Origin of the sequence: Bradyrhizobium lablabi, assembly GCF_001440475.1 — a bacterium.
Lineage (GTDB): Bacteria > Pseudomonadota > Alphaproteobacteria > Rhizobiales > Xanthobacteraceae > Bradyrhizobium > Bradyrhizobium lablabi.
This window is the reverse complement of record NZ_LLYB01000066.1, coordinates 23,286-41,255: the sequence shown is the minus strand read 5'-3', so window position 1 is coordinate 41,255 and position 17,970 is coordinate 23,286. Positions and strand designations below refer to the sequence as shown.

The window sequence follows — 17,970 nt, the reverse complement described above, 5'->3', positions numbered from 1 at the left end:
TCGCGAGCTCGGTCGTAGATGGATGGTGGGCACGGCGCTTGCGCGCCTTTGCCCACCCTACGCCGCGTCGCGACCGCTACGCCGCCCGCGGATCGTAGGCGTACATCCAGTCCATTCCCTTGGCCGTGACCGGCAACAGCAACTTCAACATACGATCGCGAACCCAGGCGCCGGTGGCGCTGAACTCACGCTTGCTGTTGCCGTTGCGACGGGCCAGCGCGACGATCTTCTCGGCGCGAGGGCGGCGTTCGGTCTCGAATCGCTGGAAGGTCAGGCCAAGCTCCTGCTTGTCCTGCATCAGCCGGCCGAGCCGCATCGCGTCTTCGAGCGCGAGCGATGCGCCCTGGCCGGCATGCGGGCTGGTGGCGTGCGCGGCGTCGCCGATCAAAAGCGCGCGCTGGCGCGACCAGGTCGGCAGCGTCGCGACGTCGAGTGTCGCCGTCACCACGATATTTTCGGCTGCGTCAAGAATCCGCGGGATCGGATCGTGCCAGCCGGCATGGAAATCGAGCAAATGCCGCCTGATCGCGTCCTGGCTCATGGCGCGAAACGCGGCTGCGTCGACGCCGTGCGAAGGCTGCGTGCTCCACCACATCACGCCGTCGCTCTCATCGGAACTGCAAAAGCCGTAGCCGAAGAAGCCGCTTTGTCCAAAGGTCGTCACGACGCGCTGGCCGATCGGCGCATCTGCGATCACGGTGCGCGGGACAAAGCCGCCGAAGCCGATCAGTCCGGTGTCGAACGGTTTTGGGCCGTCCGGAATGACATGCGCCCGCACCGCCGAGTGCACGCCATCGGCCCCGATCACGAAATCGCCCTCGGCCATGGTGCCGTCGGCGAAATGCGCAACCACCGGCCTGTCGGCGCGATCCTCGATGGCGACCAGCCGCTTCTCGAACCGCAGTTCAACATTCTCGCACCAGGCCTTGTTGATCAGCATTTCGTTCAGCGTGGCACGGCACATGTTTACCGCCGGCTGGCCGAAGCGCTGCCGCATGTTCTGGTTGACCGAACCGAGGCGGGCGCCGGATTGCGAATGGAAATCAAAGGACTCCGCGATCGATCCGCGCCGGGTCATCTCGTCGGCCAGCCCGATATCCGCCAGCACATGCATGCCGTTCGGCGCGATCTGCAGGCCGCCGCCGATGCCGGTGGAGTAGGGCCACGCCTCGAACAATTCGGCATCGATGCCAGCCTTCTTCAGGAAGATCGCCGTCACTGGCCCTGCGATGCCGCCGCCGATGATCAGGGCCTTGGGTCGTCCGCTCATGCCTTGCTCCATGCGTGCGTGAAGTGATAGGAACGTACAGTCGCTAATTATCTTAGTGACTAAGATATATATCGACTAAGAGAAGAGGCTGGCTTTGTCAAGGGCGAAGGCGCGGGCTGCGCTGATGCAGGAACTCGAGAACGCGCTGCGGCGCTCGTCGGCGCAGGGCGTCATTTTCGGGCAAACGGTGGCCAATACGGTCGGAATTTCCGGCTCCGACCTCGAATGTCTCGACTTCCTCAACCTGGAGGGCCGAGTGACGGCCGGGCGGCTGGCGGAGATGACCGGGCTGACCACCGGCGCCATTACCGGCGTCATCGACCGGCTTGAGAAGGCGGGTCTCGTTCGCCGCGAGCGCGATCCCGCCGATCGCCGCAAGGTGTTCATCGCCATTGTGCCGGAAAACCTTGCCAGGATCGGGCGGTTCTACGAACACATGCAGCGCGGCATGGTCAAACTCTGGGAGTCCTATTCGGACGCCGAGTTGAAGTTGCTGCTGGAGTTCGCGACCAAGGGCTATGAGACGATGCTGGCGGCGACCGAAGAACTGAAGTCGATGGTCGAAGCGCCCAGGCCAAAGCCCGCCAAGAAAAGCAAGCGTTCCTAGTACGGTTTCGCAGGCGCCATGAGCACCGGATCGTTGTCGGCCTTCCAGCGTTCGGCCGCGACGAACATGCCCCACATCGTGCCCAGCATCAGCCAGAAATGCCGCCAATGGTCGGTGTCGATGATAAAACTCTCGCCGACCGTGCCGAGGAAAGCCGCGAAGATCGCCAGATAGATCGGCTGCCAGGGCACACGGACGAAGACATAGCGGAAGCTCGTGAACACTGTAACGAAGACCAGCGCCGGATAGCAGACGCCGGAGAGCCAGCCGCCCGACATGAACGCATTCAGGTAGGAATTGTGGGTGTCTTCGGGAAAGAAGCGGTTGAATTGCAGCGGCCCGATGCCGAATGGCAGCCCAAGCGCCATCTCGGCGCCGAGGATGTGCCGGCCGAAACGGCCGAAGCGGCCGGAGTCGTAGCTCTGATCGAAGCTGGCGCGTTGCTTGAATAGCTGCGCGATCGAATCGAGCGATAGCAGCACTGCGACCAGCGCCGCCGCGATGACGGCGGCGACGAGCGCGATGACGATGATGCGTGATCGCTGCGCCTGGGAGCGGCTGGTCAGCACCATCAGCGCGAGCATGACGGCTGCCGTAACAATCAGTTGGCCCCAGGCGGCGCGAGAAAACGAAAGCAGGATCGCCAGCGATATGATGCCGAACGCCGTCGCGCTGCGGAGCGCCTTGCCGATTCTGTCCGTGACGACGCTTTGCAGCGCGAACAGCGCCGGCAGGATCAGGAACGCGCCGTACACGTTGGGATCCTTGAATGTACCGCGGGCGCGGTCATACAGCGTCAGCAGGTCACGCCCGCCTGGGACGAGATTGAAATAACCGGCGATGCCGGCGAGCGACGCAATCACCGCACCGACGACGAGGCCGCGCCGGAGCATGTCGAGCCGGGCCGTCGTATCCTCGGAGACGACCATCGCGAAGAGGATGACCGTGATCGCCATGTACCAGGAGGTCGCGATCCAGTTCGGAACATTGGGCCGGTCCATGACGGCAACCGCGCTGATGCTGTAGCCGATATTGACCAGAAACAGCAGCAGCAGCAGCGGCATGAACACCAGTCGCATCCGCAAGCCGGTTGCGAAGAAGATCACCGTGGCCGCAAGCGTCGCAAGCTCATAGGGCGAGGGCTCGATGAAGACGATGGCGCCGGATGCCCCGACCAGCCACACCAGCGCGCGCTGCAACGCGAGCACGCCGGGCGCGGCCGTTGTCGATGATAGGGAACTCTCGGCTGTGGCCGCATACGCCATTACGCACTCACGCAACTCAACTAAGCAATCGAACCGCTTCTCCCGTCATTGCGAGCGAAGCGAAGCAATCCATCGATCCCGATGCCGCGCGATGGATTGCTTCGTTGCGCTCGCAATGACGACTAACCTCAACTCAATACGCGTTCTCGCTCTTGGTCATCAGCGCGATCGGTGTCTTCAACAGAATGTAGAGATCGAACAGCACCGACCAGTTCTCGATGTAATAAAGATCGAACTCGACGCGCTTCTGGATCTTCTCGTCGGTATCGACTTCGCCGCGCCAGCCGTTGATCTGCGCCCAGCCGGTGATCCCCGGCTTGACGCGGTGGCGGGCGAAATAGCCGTCGACAGCCTCGTCGAACAGGCGGCTCTGCAACTTGCCCTGCACGGCGTGGGGCCGGGGGCCGACCAGCGACAGATTGCTCTTGAACACGACGTTGAAGAGTTGCGGCAGTTCGTCGAGGCTGGTCTTGCGGATGAAGCGGCCAACGCGGGTGACGCGCGGATCGTTTTTGGTCACGACCTTGGAGGCGGTGGGATCGGCCTGATGGTGGTACATCGAGCGGAACTTGAAGACGTCGATGCGCTCATTGTTGAATCCGAACCGCTTCTGGCGGAACAGCACCGGCCCGGGGCTGTCGAGCTTGACCGCGAGCGCGACCAGCCCCATCACCGGCAGCGCCAGCACCAGGATGACGAAGCCGACGACGTGGTCGAACAGCCACTTCATCACCAGGTCCCAGTCGGTGATCGGCGCCTCGAACACGTCCAGCGTCGGCACCTCGCCGAGATAGGAATAGGAGCGGGGGCGGAAGCGCAGCTTGTTGGTATGGGCTGAAAGGCGGATATCCACCGGCAGCACCCACAGCTTCTTCAGCATATCGAGAATGCGCGTCTCGGCCGAGATCGGCAGCGCGAACAGCACGAGGTCGATGCGGGTGCGGCGGGCGAATTCGACGATGTCGTCGACCTTGCCGAGCTTCGGACTGCCGGCACAGGTGTCCATCGCGCGGTCGTCGTTGCGGTCGTCGAACACGCCGAGGACTTCGATATCGGAATCGTCCTGGGTCTTGAGCGCCTGGACGAGCTCTTCGCCGTTCTGGTCCGCGCCGACGATGATGGTCCGGCGATCGAGCCGGCCCTGACGCGCCCAGCTGCGCACCAGCGAGCGCAGGACCAGGCGCTGCGCCAGCAGCGCGGCGAGACCCGTGAGGAAAAACGCCGTGAGCCACAGCCGCGAAATCTCACTGCCGAGCTTGACGATGAAGGAGGCGCCGATGAACAGCAGGAACACGAACGCCCAGGATGAGATCATCCGGGTCATCTGGCGAAGGTGGCCGCGGAATAGCTGCACCTGATAGATGTCGGCGGCCTGGAAGCAGATCACCGCCGTGGCGGCGACGCCGAAGATTGCCGCGAGAAATTCCCAGTAGAAGCCGCTGAGCGGGACAGCATAACCGAAATAGAGCGCGATGCCGATCGCGCTGAGCATCACGAAGTCGATGACGCGAACCACGCCTGCGATCACGATCGGTGAATAGGCGCGGCCGACTTTCTGATTGGCGACAGCAAGAGCGGCTGGCGTGAGCCTGCGGCGCCGTTCGACCGGCGGGCGATTGGCGCTGGCGGTCGCCGCGGCATCGAGCATCGAGCGTGCGTTAATCGGTTCCACTGTCCTCATCCCGTTCTTGAGCGGGCACATAGAAACGTGCCCGCCGGTGCGGAATTCCCCACACCACGGCTTACGGGACAAATCGGAAGAAACGGTTACGTTGGTAAATAACGGTTAACGATTGGCAAATGCGTCGCGGTAGCCGGCAAATACGCCCTCCACCATCGCCTTCTGCGAAAAATGCATGAAGATTCGTTCGCGCAACGATTTGGCCCGCGCCTCGGTCGCGGCCTGATCCTCAAGCGCGGCTTTAATGGCATCGGCCATGGCCGCCGCGTTGCTCGGCGCGAACAGGGCGTCGCCATGCTCGCCGAAAATCTCGGGAATGCCGCCGATATTGGCGGCGACCATCGGAATGCCGGCGGCAGCCGCCTCGATCACGACATAGGGCATTGAATCGCCGCGAGAGGGAACCACCAGCAGCGAGCCCTTGGAGAACCCGTAGCGCGCCTTGACGTGGCCGATGAACCGCACGGCTTCGCCAAGGCCGAGCTCCTGTACCTGGGCTTTCAGGCTTTCGCTTTCCTCGCCGTCGCCGGCGAGCGTCAGCGTCACCGGTCGGCCGTCGGCGCGCAGCCGCGCCACGGCGTCGATCAGGAGATCGGCGCCCTTGATGTGCCGGAACTCGCCGACATAGATCAGGTCGGTGGCGTCTTCGGCCTTGGTGACGGGATCAAATTCACTGGCGGTGACGCCGTTGAACACGCATCGCACCAGCCCCTTCGGCGTGCCGATGGTGCGCTGATAGGTGTTTTGCGCGAACGCGCTTTCGAACAGGAACAGGTCGGTATCGTTCATCAGCGCGCGCTCGACGCGGGCGTAGATGTTGCCCTTCAGCGTCGACAGCGGATAGTGCAGCGAGCCGCCATGCGGGGTGTAGACCCGGATCCTGTCGCGGGATGCGGTCCTGAGGCGCATGAAGGCGCCGGCCTTGGCGCCGTGACCGTGCAGCACGTCCGGCTTCAGCTCGCGGATCATGCGCTGGAACCGGGCCCATACCAATACATCGGTCGGAAGCGGCTCGCGGCGAATGGCGGTGCGGTGAACGCCGAGCTTGAGGCGCGGGGCGATTTCCGCCAGCGCCTGCTCGGCGCGTTCGCCGCCGGTGAGGCTGTCGGCGATGATCCCGACGTGATGGCCGCGGTCGGCCTGGCCGTTGGCGAGATCGAGGATGTGGCGGAAAATGCCGCCGACCGGCGCGCGCGTCGCGTGCAGGATCCGAAGCGGCTGACCGTCAACGACAGGCATCGAGACCGCCTTCAGATGCGACCGATACCTGCGAGCCCCGGGCCATGCAGCCCGCAAACGCCAGCGAAGCAACCAGACATGGAGTTGGGGCGAGCACGCCTCGCATTACGGGAATTCCTAGAAAACTATTCCGCGATTAAGGGCGTGGATGGTTAACAAAAAATGACCTGATGCGCGAGGGGCGGCGTTTCGGCGCGCGTACTGCGCGAATTAACCCAGCGGCAACCATAATGAAGTGTAATCGCGCCGGTCGAGCGGACCGATAGTTGCGTCCGCGGGGGTGTGCGATGCGTTTGGGGTTCTGGCGTTCAGGCAAGGACAAGCCGGTGGTGCAGCGGGCGGTAACAAAGCCTGCGCCGGCGGCTCGAAAGCCCGTCGCCGCATCCGAATCTGGCGATCTCGATCTGCATGCGCTCGGTCAGGCGCTGATGCGCAAGCGGAGCTGGATCATCGTCCCGACGGTGCTGGCGCTGGTATTGTCGCTTATCGCCGTCAACACGATTACGCCGCGGTTCAAGTCGGAAGTGCGCATCCTGGTCGATGGCCGCGAGAACGTGTTCCTGCGGCCGACCGGCGAGCGCAACGAGGAGCGCAGCGCGCTCGACCCCGAAGCCGTTGCCAGCCAGGTGCAGCTCGTGCAGTCGCGCGACCTTGCCCGCGAGATCATCAGGAAGAACAAGCTTGCCGAACTCCCCGAGTTCGATCCGGTGTTGCGGGGCTTCTCGCCGATCAAGTCGCTGCTGGCCCTGATCGGCATCGGGCGCGACCCGTTCTCGCTGACGCCGGAAGAGCGGGTGCTGGAAGCCTATTACGAGCGCTTCACTGCCTATGTGGTCGACAAATCCCGCGTCATCGTTGTCGAATTCCAATCGCGCGATCCCGAACTTGCGGCGCGCGTCGCCAATTCCATCGCGGAAGGCTATCTTGTGCTCCAGCAGGACGCGCGGCAGCAGCAGGCGAAATCGGCCGGGCAGTGGCTGTCGGGTGAAATTGAGCAACTGCGCAGGAAGGTCGCCGATGCCGAATCCCGCGTCGAGGATTTCCGTTCCAGATCCAGCCTCTTTGTCGGCACCAACAACACCACGCTGTCCAACCAGCAGATGGGCGAGATCAACACGCAGTTGAACAACGCCCGCGCATTGAAGTCGGACGCGGAGTCCAAGGCCCGGCTGATCAGGGAAATGCTGCAAAGCGGCCAGCCGATCGAGGCATCCGAGGTGCTCAATTCCGAACTGATCCGAAGGCTCTCCGAGCAGCGGGTGACGCTGCGTGCCCAGCTTGCCGAGCAATCGTCGACGCTGCTCGGCGGCCATCCCCGCATCAAGGAGTTGAAGGCGCAGCTCGCCGATCTCGATCGCCAGCTACGCGAGGAGGCGGGCAAGGTGTCGCGCTCGCTGGACACTGATGCGCGCATTGCCGGGGGCCGGGTCGAGGGTTTGATGAACAGCCTCGACCAATTGAAGAAGCAGGCCTCCTCCAACAACGGCCAGGACGTGCAACTCCGCGCGCTCGAGCGCGAGGCGAAGGCGCAGCGCGACCTCCTGGAAACCTATCTCGCCAAATACCGCGAGGCGGCCGCCCGCGAGAATATCGAGGCAGCGCCGGCCGATGGCCGCATCATCTCCCGCGCCACCGTTTCCAACACGCCGGCTTATCCCAAGAAGCTGCCGATCGTGTTGATCGCGACGCTGGCGACGCTGCTGCTGACGTCAGGTGCGATTGCGACCGGCGAGTTGCTGCGCATGACCGCGCCGCGGGCGCGCGGTGCAGTTGCGCCGGAGACCGTGCGTGAGATTGCGCCCGACATCGTCATGGCGCCAACGCCGGAACCGGTGCGCGCGCCGGCCATTGCGCCGGAACTTCCAATCGAGTCAGACCACATCCTTGAGCCTGTGTTGCACGAGCCCCGCACAGACGCTCCCCGCATGGATGTTGCGGCAGCGGGCGGCGAGATCGAGCAACTGGCCGATGCGCTGGTTGAGGCCGGCGCCGCGACGCGGAAGGTCACCGTGCTCGGCACCGCATCGAGCGAGAGCATCACGCTGACTGCATTGACGCTGGCGCGGCTGATGGCGCAGCAGGCGAAAGTCGTCGTCGTCGATCTCGTCGCGTCCTCGCCGACGATCGTGGCAGCGTCGGCCGATCCGGTAGCGCCCGGACTTGCCGAGCTGATGCAGGGTGAAGCCTCGTTTACGCAAATCATCACCAAGGACCGGCAGTCGCGTGCGCATCTCGTCAGCGCCGGACGTCCCGGTTTCGACCGCGCGCAGCTTCAGTCGCCGCGGCTGACGCTAGCGATCGACGCACTGCTGCGTGTTTACGACCATGTGCTGCTGGATGCCGGCACCGCGTCCGATCTGCCGGCCGAATTGCTGACGTCGCAGGCGCGGGCCATCGTGGTGCCCGAAGCGTCGATGGCGCAGGATGCCCGCGCGCTGATGTGTGACCAGCTCAGGGCGGTGGGATTCTCCGAAGTGATGATGCTGAGCAAGCCGTGCCAGCCGTCGGATGCCGTCGAGCCAGGCCCGAGCGTGGTGGCGGCCTGAAGACATCNAAACCCTCATGGTGAGGAGGCGCGNNNGCCGTCTCGAACCATGTGGCCCCGCTGGTGCCATTCATCCTTCGAGACGCCTGCTGCGCAGGCTCCTCAGGATGAGGTCTGATACTGAACTAACTGAACGCGTTGCGCAGCTTCTGCGCCATTTCCAGCAACGCCGGATTGTGCTTCACCAGCCGCTTGGTGCGGTTCACGCCCGACATCACGCCGGCGGCAAGCTTGCCGCGCTGGCTGAGCGGAATGAAGCTGTCGAAGATCGGCTCGTCGCTCTTGCAGAACAGCCGCTTGTAGTCATCCGATCCGATTCCGAGGTCGAGGGCGCGATAGCCCTGTCCGGCGTAGTGATCGATGATGTCGCGCATCAGGATCAGGCCGGGGCTGTACTTCGAATTCGCCGACATCGTGTAGGTGTTGAACATCATCGAGAAGCGATGGCCGTCGGCGACGCCGGCGAAGATCGCGATCACCTCCTTATCGCATTCCAGCGCATGAATGTCGATGGCGTGCCTGCCGCCGGGAAGCGACGCCGTGCAGGCGCTGCGGACGAAATCCTCGATGCCGGGATCGGCAAACACATTCGGCAGCTTCTGCTCGGCCATCCGCTGCGGCTTGACGCGGAAGAACCAGTCGAGCACCCGCCTGATGTCGCCCTCCGATGACACAACGTGGCTGCGATAACCGGGCAGGGACTGCAGCTTGCGTTCCTTGCCCTTGAGGCGGCGGCGGAACGAGTTGCTGACCAGCGCCGCAGGTGCGGCGCCGGGCTCCATCACCAACAGCGGGCAATCATTGGCGGACGGCTGATGCGCCAGCAAGGCAAGCGGATTGGGCAGATCGCGCCAGCGGAGTGGTTGCTGATGCAGCGCGAGGACATCGGCTTCGGATCGCTGTGATATCGCCGATATCAGGCTCTCGAGGTCGGCTAACGTTGCGCTTGCGGCGAAATCGCGGTCGAACAGCGCCATGTTGAAGGTGGAATGCTTGCCGCCCATGAAACTGGCGCAGCGCGCGCCATAGGCCTGCCTCAGCGTGAGTGGCAGCAGCAGCAGCGGACGACGCTCGGCGTCGTAGGCAATCACGATGAAGGGAACGAGACCTTCACGCGCGCCGACCTGCCGCTGCCAGGAACTGAGGAAATCGAAGCGCTGATATGGCGTGAACGAGGTTTGCGCGGCTTCCAGGTTGCGCCAGATCGTTTCCGCAGCAGTGAGGTCGCGAACGATGTCGATGCCGGCGATGCGGCCCGCCTTCGACCACGCATCTCGATCCGCCGTGCGTTCTTCAATCGCGGCAGCCATGGTCATCGCAAAGCCCGTGCTATATGAAATTGTTTACAATTTTGGCGTTGGCCGACCTTCGCAGGGAAATGTCAACAAAGGGTAATACAATCGGGGCGCGGCGGGGCAGCGCGACCCGTGAGTGAGGGCGGGACGTTGGCGTCGGATATCGGAATTTTGCAGCGGGCCCGGATGGAGCTCGGCTATTTCAGCGGTTATTTCAGGCTGAAGCAGCGGCAGACCGGGGGCGCCGGCGCCATTTTGCGGTTCGAGCGGGTGCGTCCGCGCGATTCCCGGCCGTTCCAGCCGAACCGTTGGCGTGAGATCACGCCGCCATTTCTCGATCGGACAATCCGCGCGCTGAAGCGCTGGAACTTCGATCTGATCACGATGGACGAAGTGTGCCGGCGGGCGGTCACGCTGCCAAGAGCCAATCGATTTGCCTGCCTGACCTTCGATGGCGGCTGCAAGGATGTGATCACGCTGGCCTACCCCGTGCTGGCAAAGCACCGCGTGCCCTTCACCGTCTACCTGCCGACCGCGTTTCCCGACGGGCTCGGCGAAGCTTGGTGGCTCGCGCTGGAAGACATGATCGCGCGCGAGGAGCGCATCAGCCTGGTGATCGACCGCAAGGAGCGGCGTTTTGCAACCGGGAGCATGCCGGAGAAGTATGACACTTTCGAATTTCTGGCGGGCTGGCTGCGGACGCTGCCGCCGCCGGATCTTTCGTTCGCGATCCATGATCTCTGCACGCGCTATTCCGTCGATCTCGCGGCGCTGTCGCGCGTTCAGTCGATGGACTGGGACGATCTGGCGAAACTTGCCGCCGATCCGCTGGTGACGATCGGCAGCGCGACCGTGAACTATGCCGCGCTGTCCAACCTGAAAGGGACCGACGCGCAGCGCGAGATGACGATGGGAAAGGCGGTCGCCGAGACCGCCTTGCGCCGCCCGGTCAAGCATTTCGCCTATCCGTTCGGCGACCGGCAGTCCTGGCGGCGGGAGCACGTGGTCATGGGGCAGGAGGCCGGTTTCGCCAGCGCGGTATCGACGATTCCCGGCATCGTCGAGGCCAGGGGATATACCAATCTGCACGCGCTGCCGCGGATCGCCTGGGACGGACGGCAGGGTTCGCTGCGCATCATGCGGGTGATGCTGTCGGGGATGATGTTTCCCGCGGTCCGGCCGACCCGCGACAATTGGGTCTAAGCAGCGTGGGTCTAAGCGGCGCGGTCGGGCCGCGACATCCAGCTCACGATCGGCATCGCCGGCAGCACCCATCCAAGGCCGGCGACGACATAGAAGATCGCCTGCAGCAGGCCCGAACTGGCCAGCCACGGTGTCTGGGCGATGGTCATTCCGAGCAGCGACCACACCACGACCAGCACCAGCAAGGCGAGGGTTCCGAAGAATTTGCGGGTGCGTATCGTCATGGCGGATATGTCAGGCTCGTGGCGGGTTGCGCGCGGGAGGGGGCGGACTATAAGGGGCGCGCGAATTCAATCAAGCGCGCCTTCGGGGCAAGCCAAGACGGGCCTTTAAGACAAGCTTCAAGACGGGTTTTATGACCGCCAGTTCCACACCGCAGGCCGCGCATGCCACCGCCGTCAGATGGTGGCTGATCGTGGTCGCCGCGCTGATCGCCGTCATGGTGCTGGTCGGCGGCGCCACGCGGCTGACCGAATCCGGATTGTCGATCGTCGAGTGGAAGCCGGTTACCGGCACGTTGCCGCCGCTCAGCGAGGCGCAATGGACGCAGGCGTTCGAGGGCTACAAGGCCATCCCGCAATACCGCGAACTCAATGCCGGCATGAGCCTTGCCGAGTTCAAGACCATCTTCTGGTGGGAGTGGAGCCACCGCCTGCTCGGGCGCGTGATCGGCGCGGTCTATCTGCTGCCGTTCCTGTACTTCCTGTGGCGTGGCGCGTTCGGTGCCGAATTGAAAAAGCGGTTGTGGCTGATCTTCGCCCTCGGCGCGCTGCAGGGCGCGGTCGGCTGGTGGATGGTCGCCTCGGGTCTCTCGCAGCGAACCGAGGTGTCGCAATATCGTCTGGCGACGCATCTGTTGCTGGCGCTGATCATCTTTGCCTCGATCGTCTGGACGCTGCGGCGGACGACGCCGCGTCCGCAGCCGGTCGTTGCCGCGCGGTTGAAGATCTCCGGCCTGGCTTTGCTCGGCCTGACGTTCGTCCAGATCTACTTCGGCGCATTGGTCGCGGGCCTGCGGGCGGGCAGGGTCTACAACACCTGGCCAGAGATCGACGGCGCCCTCATTCCGTCGGCAGCGCGGCTATGGTTCGAGGAACCGTGGTGGCGCAATCTGTTCGACAACACGCTCACCGTGCAGTTCGAACATCGCATGACGGCCTATGCGCTGCTGGCGCTGGCGCTATGGCATGCGGTCGACGCGGCTCGCGCGCGCGCCGGAGCGGCCATCGTCGGCGGCGCGTGGTCATTGGTTGCGGCAATCACGCTGCAGGCGGTGCTCGGCATCCTCACGCTGCTGCATCAGGTGCCGATCGACCTGGCGCTGGCGCATCAGGCGGTCGCGATCGTGGTGCTGACGCTTGCCGTCCTTCAGACCGAGCGTCTGGTTGCGCGCCGCACCGAGGCCGACCAGCGGAAACTGGTGCTGCCGGTCGGGCAACCCGGCTGAAATTGAGCGATTCTAATCTGCCGCATGTTTCGGAAGTGCCGAATTTTCCGGGCTTTCTCGCGCCCTGACGCATTTGTGTGGGGGCGCCCCGCTTTACTTGGATGGTCTGGACGATAAAACGAGACCAAAAACAGGTCTCGTTTCATGTCATCAGCATTCGTCCAGGCCGCCGTCATCCTGCTCCGTGAGGGGCTCGAAGCCATGCTGGTGATCGCGGCGCTCGCGGGCTATCTGACCAAGGCCGGCGCCGCTCATCGCATTCAGGCGCTGTATGGCGGCGCGCTCGCGGCCGTGGGCGCCAGCATCATCGCCGCCTGGCTGTTCGCGGTGCTGAACTCGGGCGAGCACAGCGACATCCTCGAAGGTGTCATCATTCTCGTCGCCGCCGGCCTGATGCTCTATGTCAGCGGCTGGCTGATGGTGAAGCAGGATCCGCGCGGCTGGCAGGAATATCTTGCGCACAAGGCCGATCAGGCGCTGACGCAGGACACGGTGTGGGCGGTCGGCGCGCTGGCCTTCCTCGCGGTGTTCCGCGAGGGCGCCGAAACCGTGCTGTTCATTAACGCGCTGGCGACGGCCGAAGGCGGCTGGAGCGTGGGGCTGTTCGCGGGTCTCGCAGCCGCGACGGCGGGACTTGCCGTGCTGTTCTATTTCATCAACCTGATTGCGCGAAAGCTGCCGCTGCGGCCGCTGTTCATCATCACCTCGGCCTTCCTGTTCATCATGGCCATCAAGTTCATCGGCGAGGCGGTGCAGGAATTCCAGGAGCAGGCGATCATCACCGTCACCGAGGTCAAGGGCTCGGCGTTCCTGACTGCGATCGGCCTCAATCCGTCCATGGAAGCGCTGTCGATCCAGGGACTGGTGATCCTGTTCGTGTTCGCGACCTATTCGGTGTTCCAGCGCAACAGCCGCCTGATGCGCGAGGACAAGGCCACCATGCGGGCGGCCGAGTAGTCCGCCGATAGCTACGCTGCCTGCCGGTTGAGTCCGAGATAGTCGAGCCCGATGTCGAGCGCGGCGGAGCTGTGCGTCAGCCAGCCGGCCGAAATCAGGTCGACGCCGGTCGCGGCGATGGCCTTCACGGTCTCGGCCGTGATGCGGCCGGAAGCCTCGGTGATGGCCCGGCCGCCGGTCATCGCCACCGCCTGCCGCAATTGCTCGACCGTCATGTTGTCGAGCAGGACGGCATCGACGCCGATCGCAAGGGCCTGTTCGAGCTGCGACAGGGTATCGACCTCGACCTCGATCTTGACGAGGTGGCCGGCATGCGCCTTGGCGCGCTCGATCGCGGTCCTGACATCGCCGGCCAGCGCGATGTGGTTGTCCTTGATCAGGATGGCGTCGTCGAGGCCGAAGCGGTGATTGCTGCCGCCGCCGGCGCGAACCGCGTATTTTTCCAGCGTGCGCAGCCCGGGCGTGGTTTTGCGGGTGCAGACGATGCGCGCCCTGGTGCCTTGCGCCGCCGACACCAGCGAGGCTGTCGCGGTCGCGACACCGCTGAGATGGCAGAGAAAATTCAGGGCCGTCCGCTCGCCGGTCAACAGCCCGCGTGCCGGGCCTTCGATGGCGGCGATCACATCGCCCGGCGCCACCACGCTGCCATCAGGCCGCTCGGCAGCGAGCTGGATCGCGGGATCGACAAACTGAAACGCACAGCGCGCGATGTCGAGTCCGGCTACGACGCCGGGCTGGCGCGCGCGCAGCACCAGTGAAGCTCGCCTGTCGGCCGGAACGATCGCATCGGCGGTGATGTCGCCGGCGCGGCCCAGGTCTTCGAGCAGGGCGGTTCGAACCAGCGGCTCATACATGAGAGGCAGAAGCGGCGTAAGGGTCACGGCTGGGCACTCCCGACAGGCAGGGATTCGGTTTCAAAGAGGTCGCGCGCGGCGTCGAGCGCTTTCGCAAGCGTGATGGATGAAGGTGCGGCCGAAGGCAGGGCATCGGGGAAGTCGCTGCGAAAATGCCCGCCGCGGCTTTCCTCGCGCCGCCAGGCCGCGACTGCGATCATCAATCCCACCAGAGCGGGATCGGAAGCTGCACTTCGGCCGTTGGCGAGTGGATAGAGGCCGCGGATCGCGCGTTCGATACCGTGCCGCTCGCGGAGCACGCCGAGGCCTTGCGACAGGATCGGCTTTACGGCCGAAGGATCGGATGCCGGCGGAGGCGCGTCGGCGGCGCGTGCCTTCAGCGGGTCGCCGCTTGCAGCCCGTACGCTCTCGGCCACCCATTGCGCGCAGACAATCGCTTCCATCAGCGAATTGCTGGCGAGCCGGTTGGCGCCATGCAGCCCGGTGCGGCTGGCTTCGCCGCAGGCCCAGAGACCGGTCACGGTGCTGCGGCCTTCGGTGTCAACGGCGATACCGCCCATGTGATAGTGCACGGCCGGCCTCACTGGAATCGGATCGGTCGCGGGATCGATCCCGGCCATCTTGCAGAACGCGGAGATCACGGGATAGCGTTTTGCAAATTCCGCTCCCGGACGTTGGCGCGCGTCGAGGAAGACGCGATGTCCTTCGGCACGACGGCGCCAGACCGCGCGGGCGACGATGTCGCGGGGCGCGAGTTCGGCGCCTGGCTGGTCTGCCATGAAGCGTTGGCCGGTGTCGTCGATCAGGATCGCGCCGTCGCCGCGGACGGCCTCCGTCACCAGCGGCATCGGGCGCGACGGCCCGTCGAAGGCGGTCGGGTGAAACTGGATGAATTCGAGATCGGAGAGTTTTGCGCCCGCGCGTGCCGCCAGCGCCAGCCCTTGGCCGAAGCAGCCAGCCGGGTTGGTGCTTTCCAAAAACAGTCCGCCGATTCCGCCCGTGGCGATCACGACGCGACCGGTATTGATCGCCCGGGGTCCCTGCGCGTTCACCGCAACCACGCCCTTGATGGCATTGTCCTCGACGATCAGGCTGCGCGCCTCGACACCTTCAAGCAGGGTAATCGACGGACAGCGGCGCACGGCTGCGATCAGTGCGCGCATGATCTCGCGCCCGGTGCCGTCGCCGGTAGCGTGCACGATCCGGTTGCGGCTGTGTGCCGCTTCGAGGCCAAGCCGCCAACCACCATCGGGCCGGCGGTCAAAGGCGACGCCAAGTCGGGCGAGATGCTCGACCGCCGCAGGGGCTGCGTGGACGATCCGGCTCGCAACGGCTTCGTCGCAGAGGCCTGCGCCTGCGGCGAGCGTGTCGGCGAGATGCAGGGCAGGGGCATCGTCTTCGCCCATCGCCGCGGCCAGTCCACCCTGCGCCCACAGGCTGGAGGCTTCCGCACCCAGCGATGCCTTTGACAACAGCACCACGGGCTCGGGCGCCATTTGCAGCGCCGTCATTAGTCCGGCAGCGCCGCCGCCGATGATGACGGGAAGGTTGTCAAGCGATGAAATCTCCGTGCTCATATCGCCAGCATCCTTTCAACGGCGAGCCGGGCAGGTGCGGCGATGGCGGGATCGATCGTCACCTCATGCCGACCGGTTTCCAGCGCATCGCGGATGTTCTTCAGCGTGATCCGCTTCATGTGCGGGCAGAGATTGCAGGGCCGGACGAACTCCACATCGGGGTGGAGCACGGCGATGTTGTCGCTCATCGAGCACTCCGTCAGCAGCACCACGCGGGGCGGGCGCTTCGTGCCGACGAAATCGGACATCGCCGCCGTCGAGCCGGAGAAATCGGCTTCCGCGACCACTTCGGGCGGACATTCCGGATGCGCCAGGATGGTCACATCAGGGTGATTTTCGCGCAGTTGCCGGACGTCGGATGCCGTAAACAGTTCGTGCACCTCGCAATGGCCTTTCCATGCGACGATCTTGACGTTGGTCTGCGCGGCGATGTTCTGCGCCAGATATTCATCCGGCAGCATGATCACGCGCTCAGTGCCGAGCGACTCCACGACCTTGAGCGCGTTGCCGGAGGTACAGCAGATATCGGATTCCGCCTTCACCGCCGCCGACGTGTTGACATAGGTGACGACGGGGACGCCGGGATAGCGCTGCCGCATCAGCCGCACGTCCTGCGCGTTGATGGATTCCGCCAGCGAACAGCCCGCCGAAAGGTCGGGGATCAGCACGGTCTTTTCCGGGTTCAGCAGCTTGGCCGTCTCGGCCATGAAGTGCACGCCGGCTAGAACGATGATGTCGGCATCGACCTTGGTGGCTTCGCGCGCCAGCAAGAGGCTGTCGCCGACGATGTCGGCAACGCCGTGGAAGATTTCCGGCGTCTGGTAGTTGTGCGCGAGGATGACCGCATTGCGGCTTCGCTTCAGCTCGAGGATGGCGTCGACGTCCTCGGCGAAAACCGCCCATTCAGGCGGCGGGATGACCCGTTTGACACGATCGTAAAGCGGGGAGGTGCGGGCGAGCGCGGTGGAACTGAGATTGGCCATTTATACTCTCCTTGAGTATATCTTGGCTTATACTTATCCTGAGCATAATCGAAGTCAAGTGCGCGATAGCGGGAGCTTGGTTCCGGCGACGGCCCGTTCCGCCAGCACGCCGTGGCGGAACCTGAACAATTTGGCGGGGCGGCCGACGGTTTCGGCGGCGATTGCGCCAGTTTCCTCAACGAGTTGCTGCTGCTCGATCAGGCGGCGGAAATTCTGCTTGTGCACCAGGCGGCCTGCAAGCGCCTCAACGCTGCGTTGCAGTTGCAGCAGGGTGAATTCCGCCGGCATCAGCTCGAACACCACGGGACGGTATTTGATCTTGGCGCGCAGCCGCGCGATCCCGGTGGCGAGAATGCGGCGATGATCGCCGGTCATGGGACGGCCGGGAATGACCGCCGCAGCAGTGCTGCGGTCGCGCGCCGCCTCCGGGATCAGGCCGGCTTCGTAGAGCAACTCATAGCGCTGCAGCACCAGCTCCTCGTTCCAGTCGCGCTCGTCGAGGCCGAAGGTGATAGCGGCGCGTTGCCAGCGTTCGCGCTGCAGGGCCGTGGTATCGGCGGATTTTGCCCACGCCCGCAGCCGCGATGCCAATGTCTTCGCCAGCGAAGCGGAGAGGCCGGCCCGCTGGTCCTCCCATGGAAAATATTCGTACCAGCCGGACCAATGCGCCTGAAAGCCCTTGCCGACCTTGTCTTCGCGCGTCAGTCCCAGATAGCTGATCGAGATCGAATGCAGCGACTTCGCATCGCCGCCCCGGCCGCGATCGGCGAAGGTGTAGAGCTGCTCGACATAGCCGAGCGGATGGCCGGTCTGCGCCTCGACCCACGCCCGCAATCCCGTCTGCAGCGAGCGGTGCGCGAATTCGAACGGGCCGCTCGGCAGCGCACCGTCGTTGGCGATGGTCATGATCTTCGGCTCGCCGTCGGTGACGGCGACGAGGACGGCGACAAGGTCCGCCGTGATCGCATTGGCCGCGCCCGTTTTGCCTACTTTCCGCGTTGCCCCTGCCACGTCGGTCGTCCGTCTCCGTTATTGGCTGATGCGCGT

15 protein-coding genes are annotated in these 17,970 nt (G+C 64.5%); 5 read left to right on the top strand and 10 right to left on the bottom strand.

All coding sequences use genetic code 11. The features are described 5' to 3' along the window. Positions 1-76: 76 nt before the first annotated feature. Positions 77-1,270 (bottom strand): FAD-dependent oxidoreductase, encoded by a 1,194-nt coding sequence (locus CQ14_RS16130; protein ID WP_057858939.1) that lies wholly within the window; start codon positions 1,268-1,270, stop codon positions 77-79. A 124-nt stretch (positions 1,271-1,394) separates the two neighbouring features. Between CQ14_RS16130 and CQ14_RS16125 the strand changes: the two genes are divergently transcribed. After that, on the top strand, positions 1,395-1,877 hold the full coding sequence (locus tag CQ14_RS16125; RefSeq protein WP_156435063.1) for a MarR family winged helix-turn-helix transcriptional regulator: 483 nt from the start codon (positions 1,395-1,397) through the stop codon (positions 1,875-1,877). On the opposite strand, the gene CQ14_RS16120 is transcribed toward CQ14_RS16125, so the two are convergent. The 3 genes from CQ14_RS16120 to CQ14_RS16110 all read right to left on the bottom strand — a co-directional run bounded on the left by CQ14_RS16120 (position 1,874) and on the right by CQ14_RS16110 (position 6,062). After that, positions 1,874-3,142, bottom strand: coding sequence for an O-antigen ligase family protein (locus tag CQ14_RS16120; protein WP_057858851.1), 1,269 nt, complete (start codon positions 3,140-3,142; stop codon positions 1,874-1,876). The two genes, CQ14_RS16125 and CQ14_RS16120, sit on opposite strands and share 4 nt — an antisense overlap. Before the next feature lie 133 nt (positions 3,143-3,275). Then, positions 3,276-4,790, bottom strand: coding sequence for an undecaprenyl-phosphate glucose phosphotransferase (locus CQ14_RS16115; protein WP_057858938.1), 1,515 nt, complete (start codon positions 4,788-4,790; stop codon positions 3,276-3,278). Positions 4,791-4,928: 138 nt separating this feature from the next. Further along, positions 4,929-6,062: a glycosyltransferase family 4 protein gene (locus CQ14_RS16110; protein ID WP_057858850.1), complete on the bottom strand. Its 1,134-nt coding sequence runs from the start codon at positions 6,060-6,062 to the stop codon at positions 4,929-4,931. Positions 6,063-6,349: 287 nt separating this feature from the next. Between CQ14_RS16110 and CQ14_RS16105 the strand changes: the two genes are divergently transcribed. Beyond that, positions 6,350-8,608 (top strand): GumC family protein, encoded by a 2,259-nt coding sequence (locus CQ14_RS16105; protein WP_057858849.1) that lies wholly within the window; start codon positions 6,350-6,352, stop codon positions 8,606-8,608. A 124-nt stretch (positions 8,609-8,732) separates the two neighbouring features. Here CQ14_RS16105 and CQ14_RS16100 read toward each other — a convergent pair whose 3' ends face one another. Next, positions 8,733-9,923 (bottom strand): GNAT family N-acetyltransferase, encoded by a 1,191-nt coding sequence (locus tag CQ14_RS16100; RefSeq protein ID WP_057858848.1) that lies wholly within the window; start codon positions 9,921-9,923, stop codon positions 8,733-8,735. A 129-nt stretch (positions 9,924-10,052) separates the two neighbouring features. On the opposite strand from CQ14_RS16100, the gene CQ14_RS16095 reads away from it, so the two are divergent. Next, a complete protein-coding gene (locus CQ14_RS16095; RefSeq protein WP_199805541.1) occupies positions 10,053-11,105 on the top strand; it encodes a polysaccharide deacetylase family protein in 1,053 nt (350 codons plus the stop codon). A gap of 11 nt (positions 11,106-11,116) precedes the next feature. Here the strand turns inward: CQ14_RS16095 and CQ14_RS16090 are convergent, their stop codons facing one another. Continuing rightward, positions 11,117-11,329: a DUF2842 domain-containing protein gene (locus CQ14_RS16090; protein WP_057844248.1), complete on the bottom strand. Its 213-nt coding sequence runs from the start codon at positions 11,327-11,329 to the stop codon at positions 11,117-11,119. A gap of 131 nt (positions 11,330-11,460) precedes the next feature. Between CQ14_RS16090 and CQ14_RS16085 the strand changes: the two genes are divergently transcribed. Continuing rightward, a complete protein-coding gene (locus tag CQ14_RS16085; protein ID WP_057858846.1) occupies positions 11,461-12,552 on the top strand; it encodes a COX15/CtaA family protein in 1,092 nt (363 codons plus the stop codon). A 144-nt stretch (positions 12,553-12,696) separates the two neighbouring features. Next, on the top strand, positions 12,697-13,509 hold the full coding sequence (locus tag CQ14_RS16080) for an FTR1 family iron permease (RefSeq protein ID WP_057858845.1): 813 nt from the start codon (positions 12,697-12,699) through the stop codon (positions 13,507-13,509). A gap of 11 nt (positions 13,510-13,520) precedes the next feature. On the opposite strand, the gene nadC is transcribed toward CQ14_RS16080, so the two are convergent. The 4 genes from nadC to CQ14_RS16060 are packed head-to-tail and all read right to left on the bottom strand — an operon-like array spanning position 13,521 to position 17,934. Further along, positions 13,521-14,390 (bottom strand): carboxylating nicotinate-nucleotide diphosphorylase, encoded by an 870-nt coding sequence (nadC, locus tag CQ14_RS16075; RefSeq protein ID WP_057858844.1) that lies wholly within the window; start codon positions 14,388-14,390, stop codon positions 13,521-13,523. Then, the gene (locus tag CQ14_RS16070) at positions 14,387-15,940 is read right to left on the bottom strand and encodes an L-aspartate oxidase (protein WP_057858843.1); all 1,554 of its coding nucleotides are present in this window, start codon (positions 15,938-15,940) and stop codon (positions 14,387-14,389) included. Before CQ14_RS16070 ends, nadC begins: the two co-directional genes overlap by 4 nt. Further along, positions 15,937-16,923, bottom strand: a complete 987-nt coding sequence (gene nadA, locus CQ14_RS16065) for a quinolinate synthase NadA (protein WP_057858842.1) — start codon at positions 16,921-16,923, stop codon at positions 15,937-15,939. Before nadA ends, CQ14_RS16070 begins: the two co-directional genes overlap by 4 nt. A gap of 54 nt (positions 16,924-16,977) precedes the next feature. After that, positions 16,978-17,934 carry an NUDIX hydrolase gene (locus CQ14_RS16060; RefSeq protein WP_057858841.1) on the bottom strand — a complete coding sequence of 319 codons (957 nt, stop codon included), beginning with the start codon at positions 17,932-17,934 and terminating at the stop codon, positions 16,978-16,980. Between the last annotated feature and the right edge of the window lie 36 nt (positions 17,935-17,970).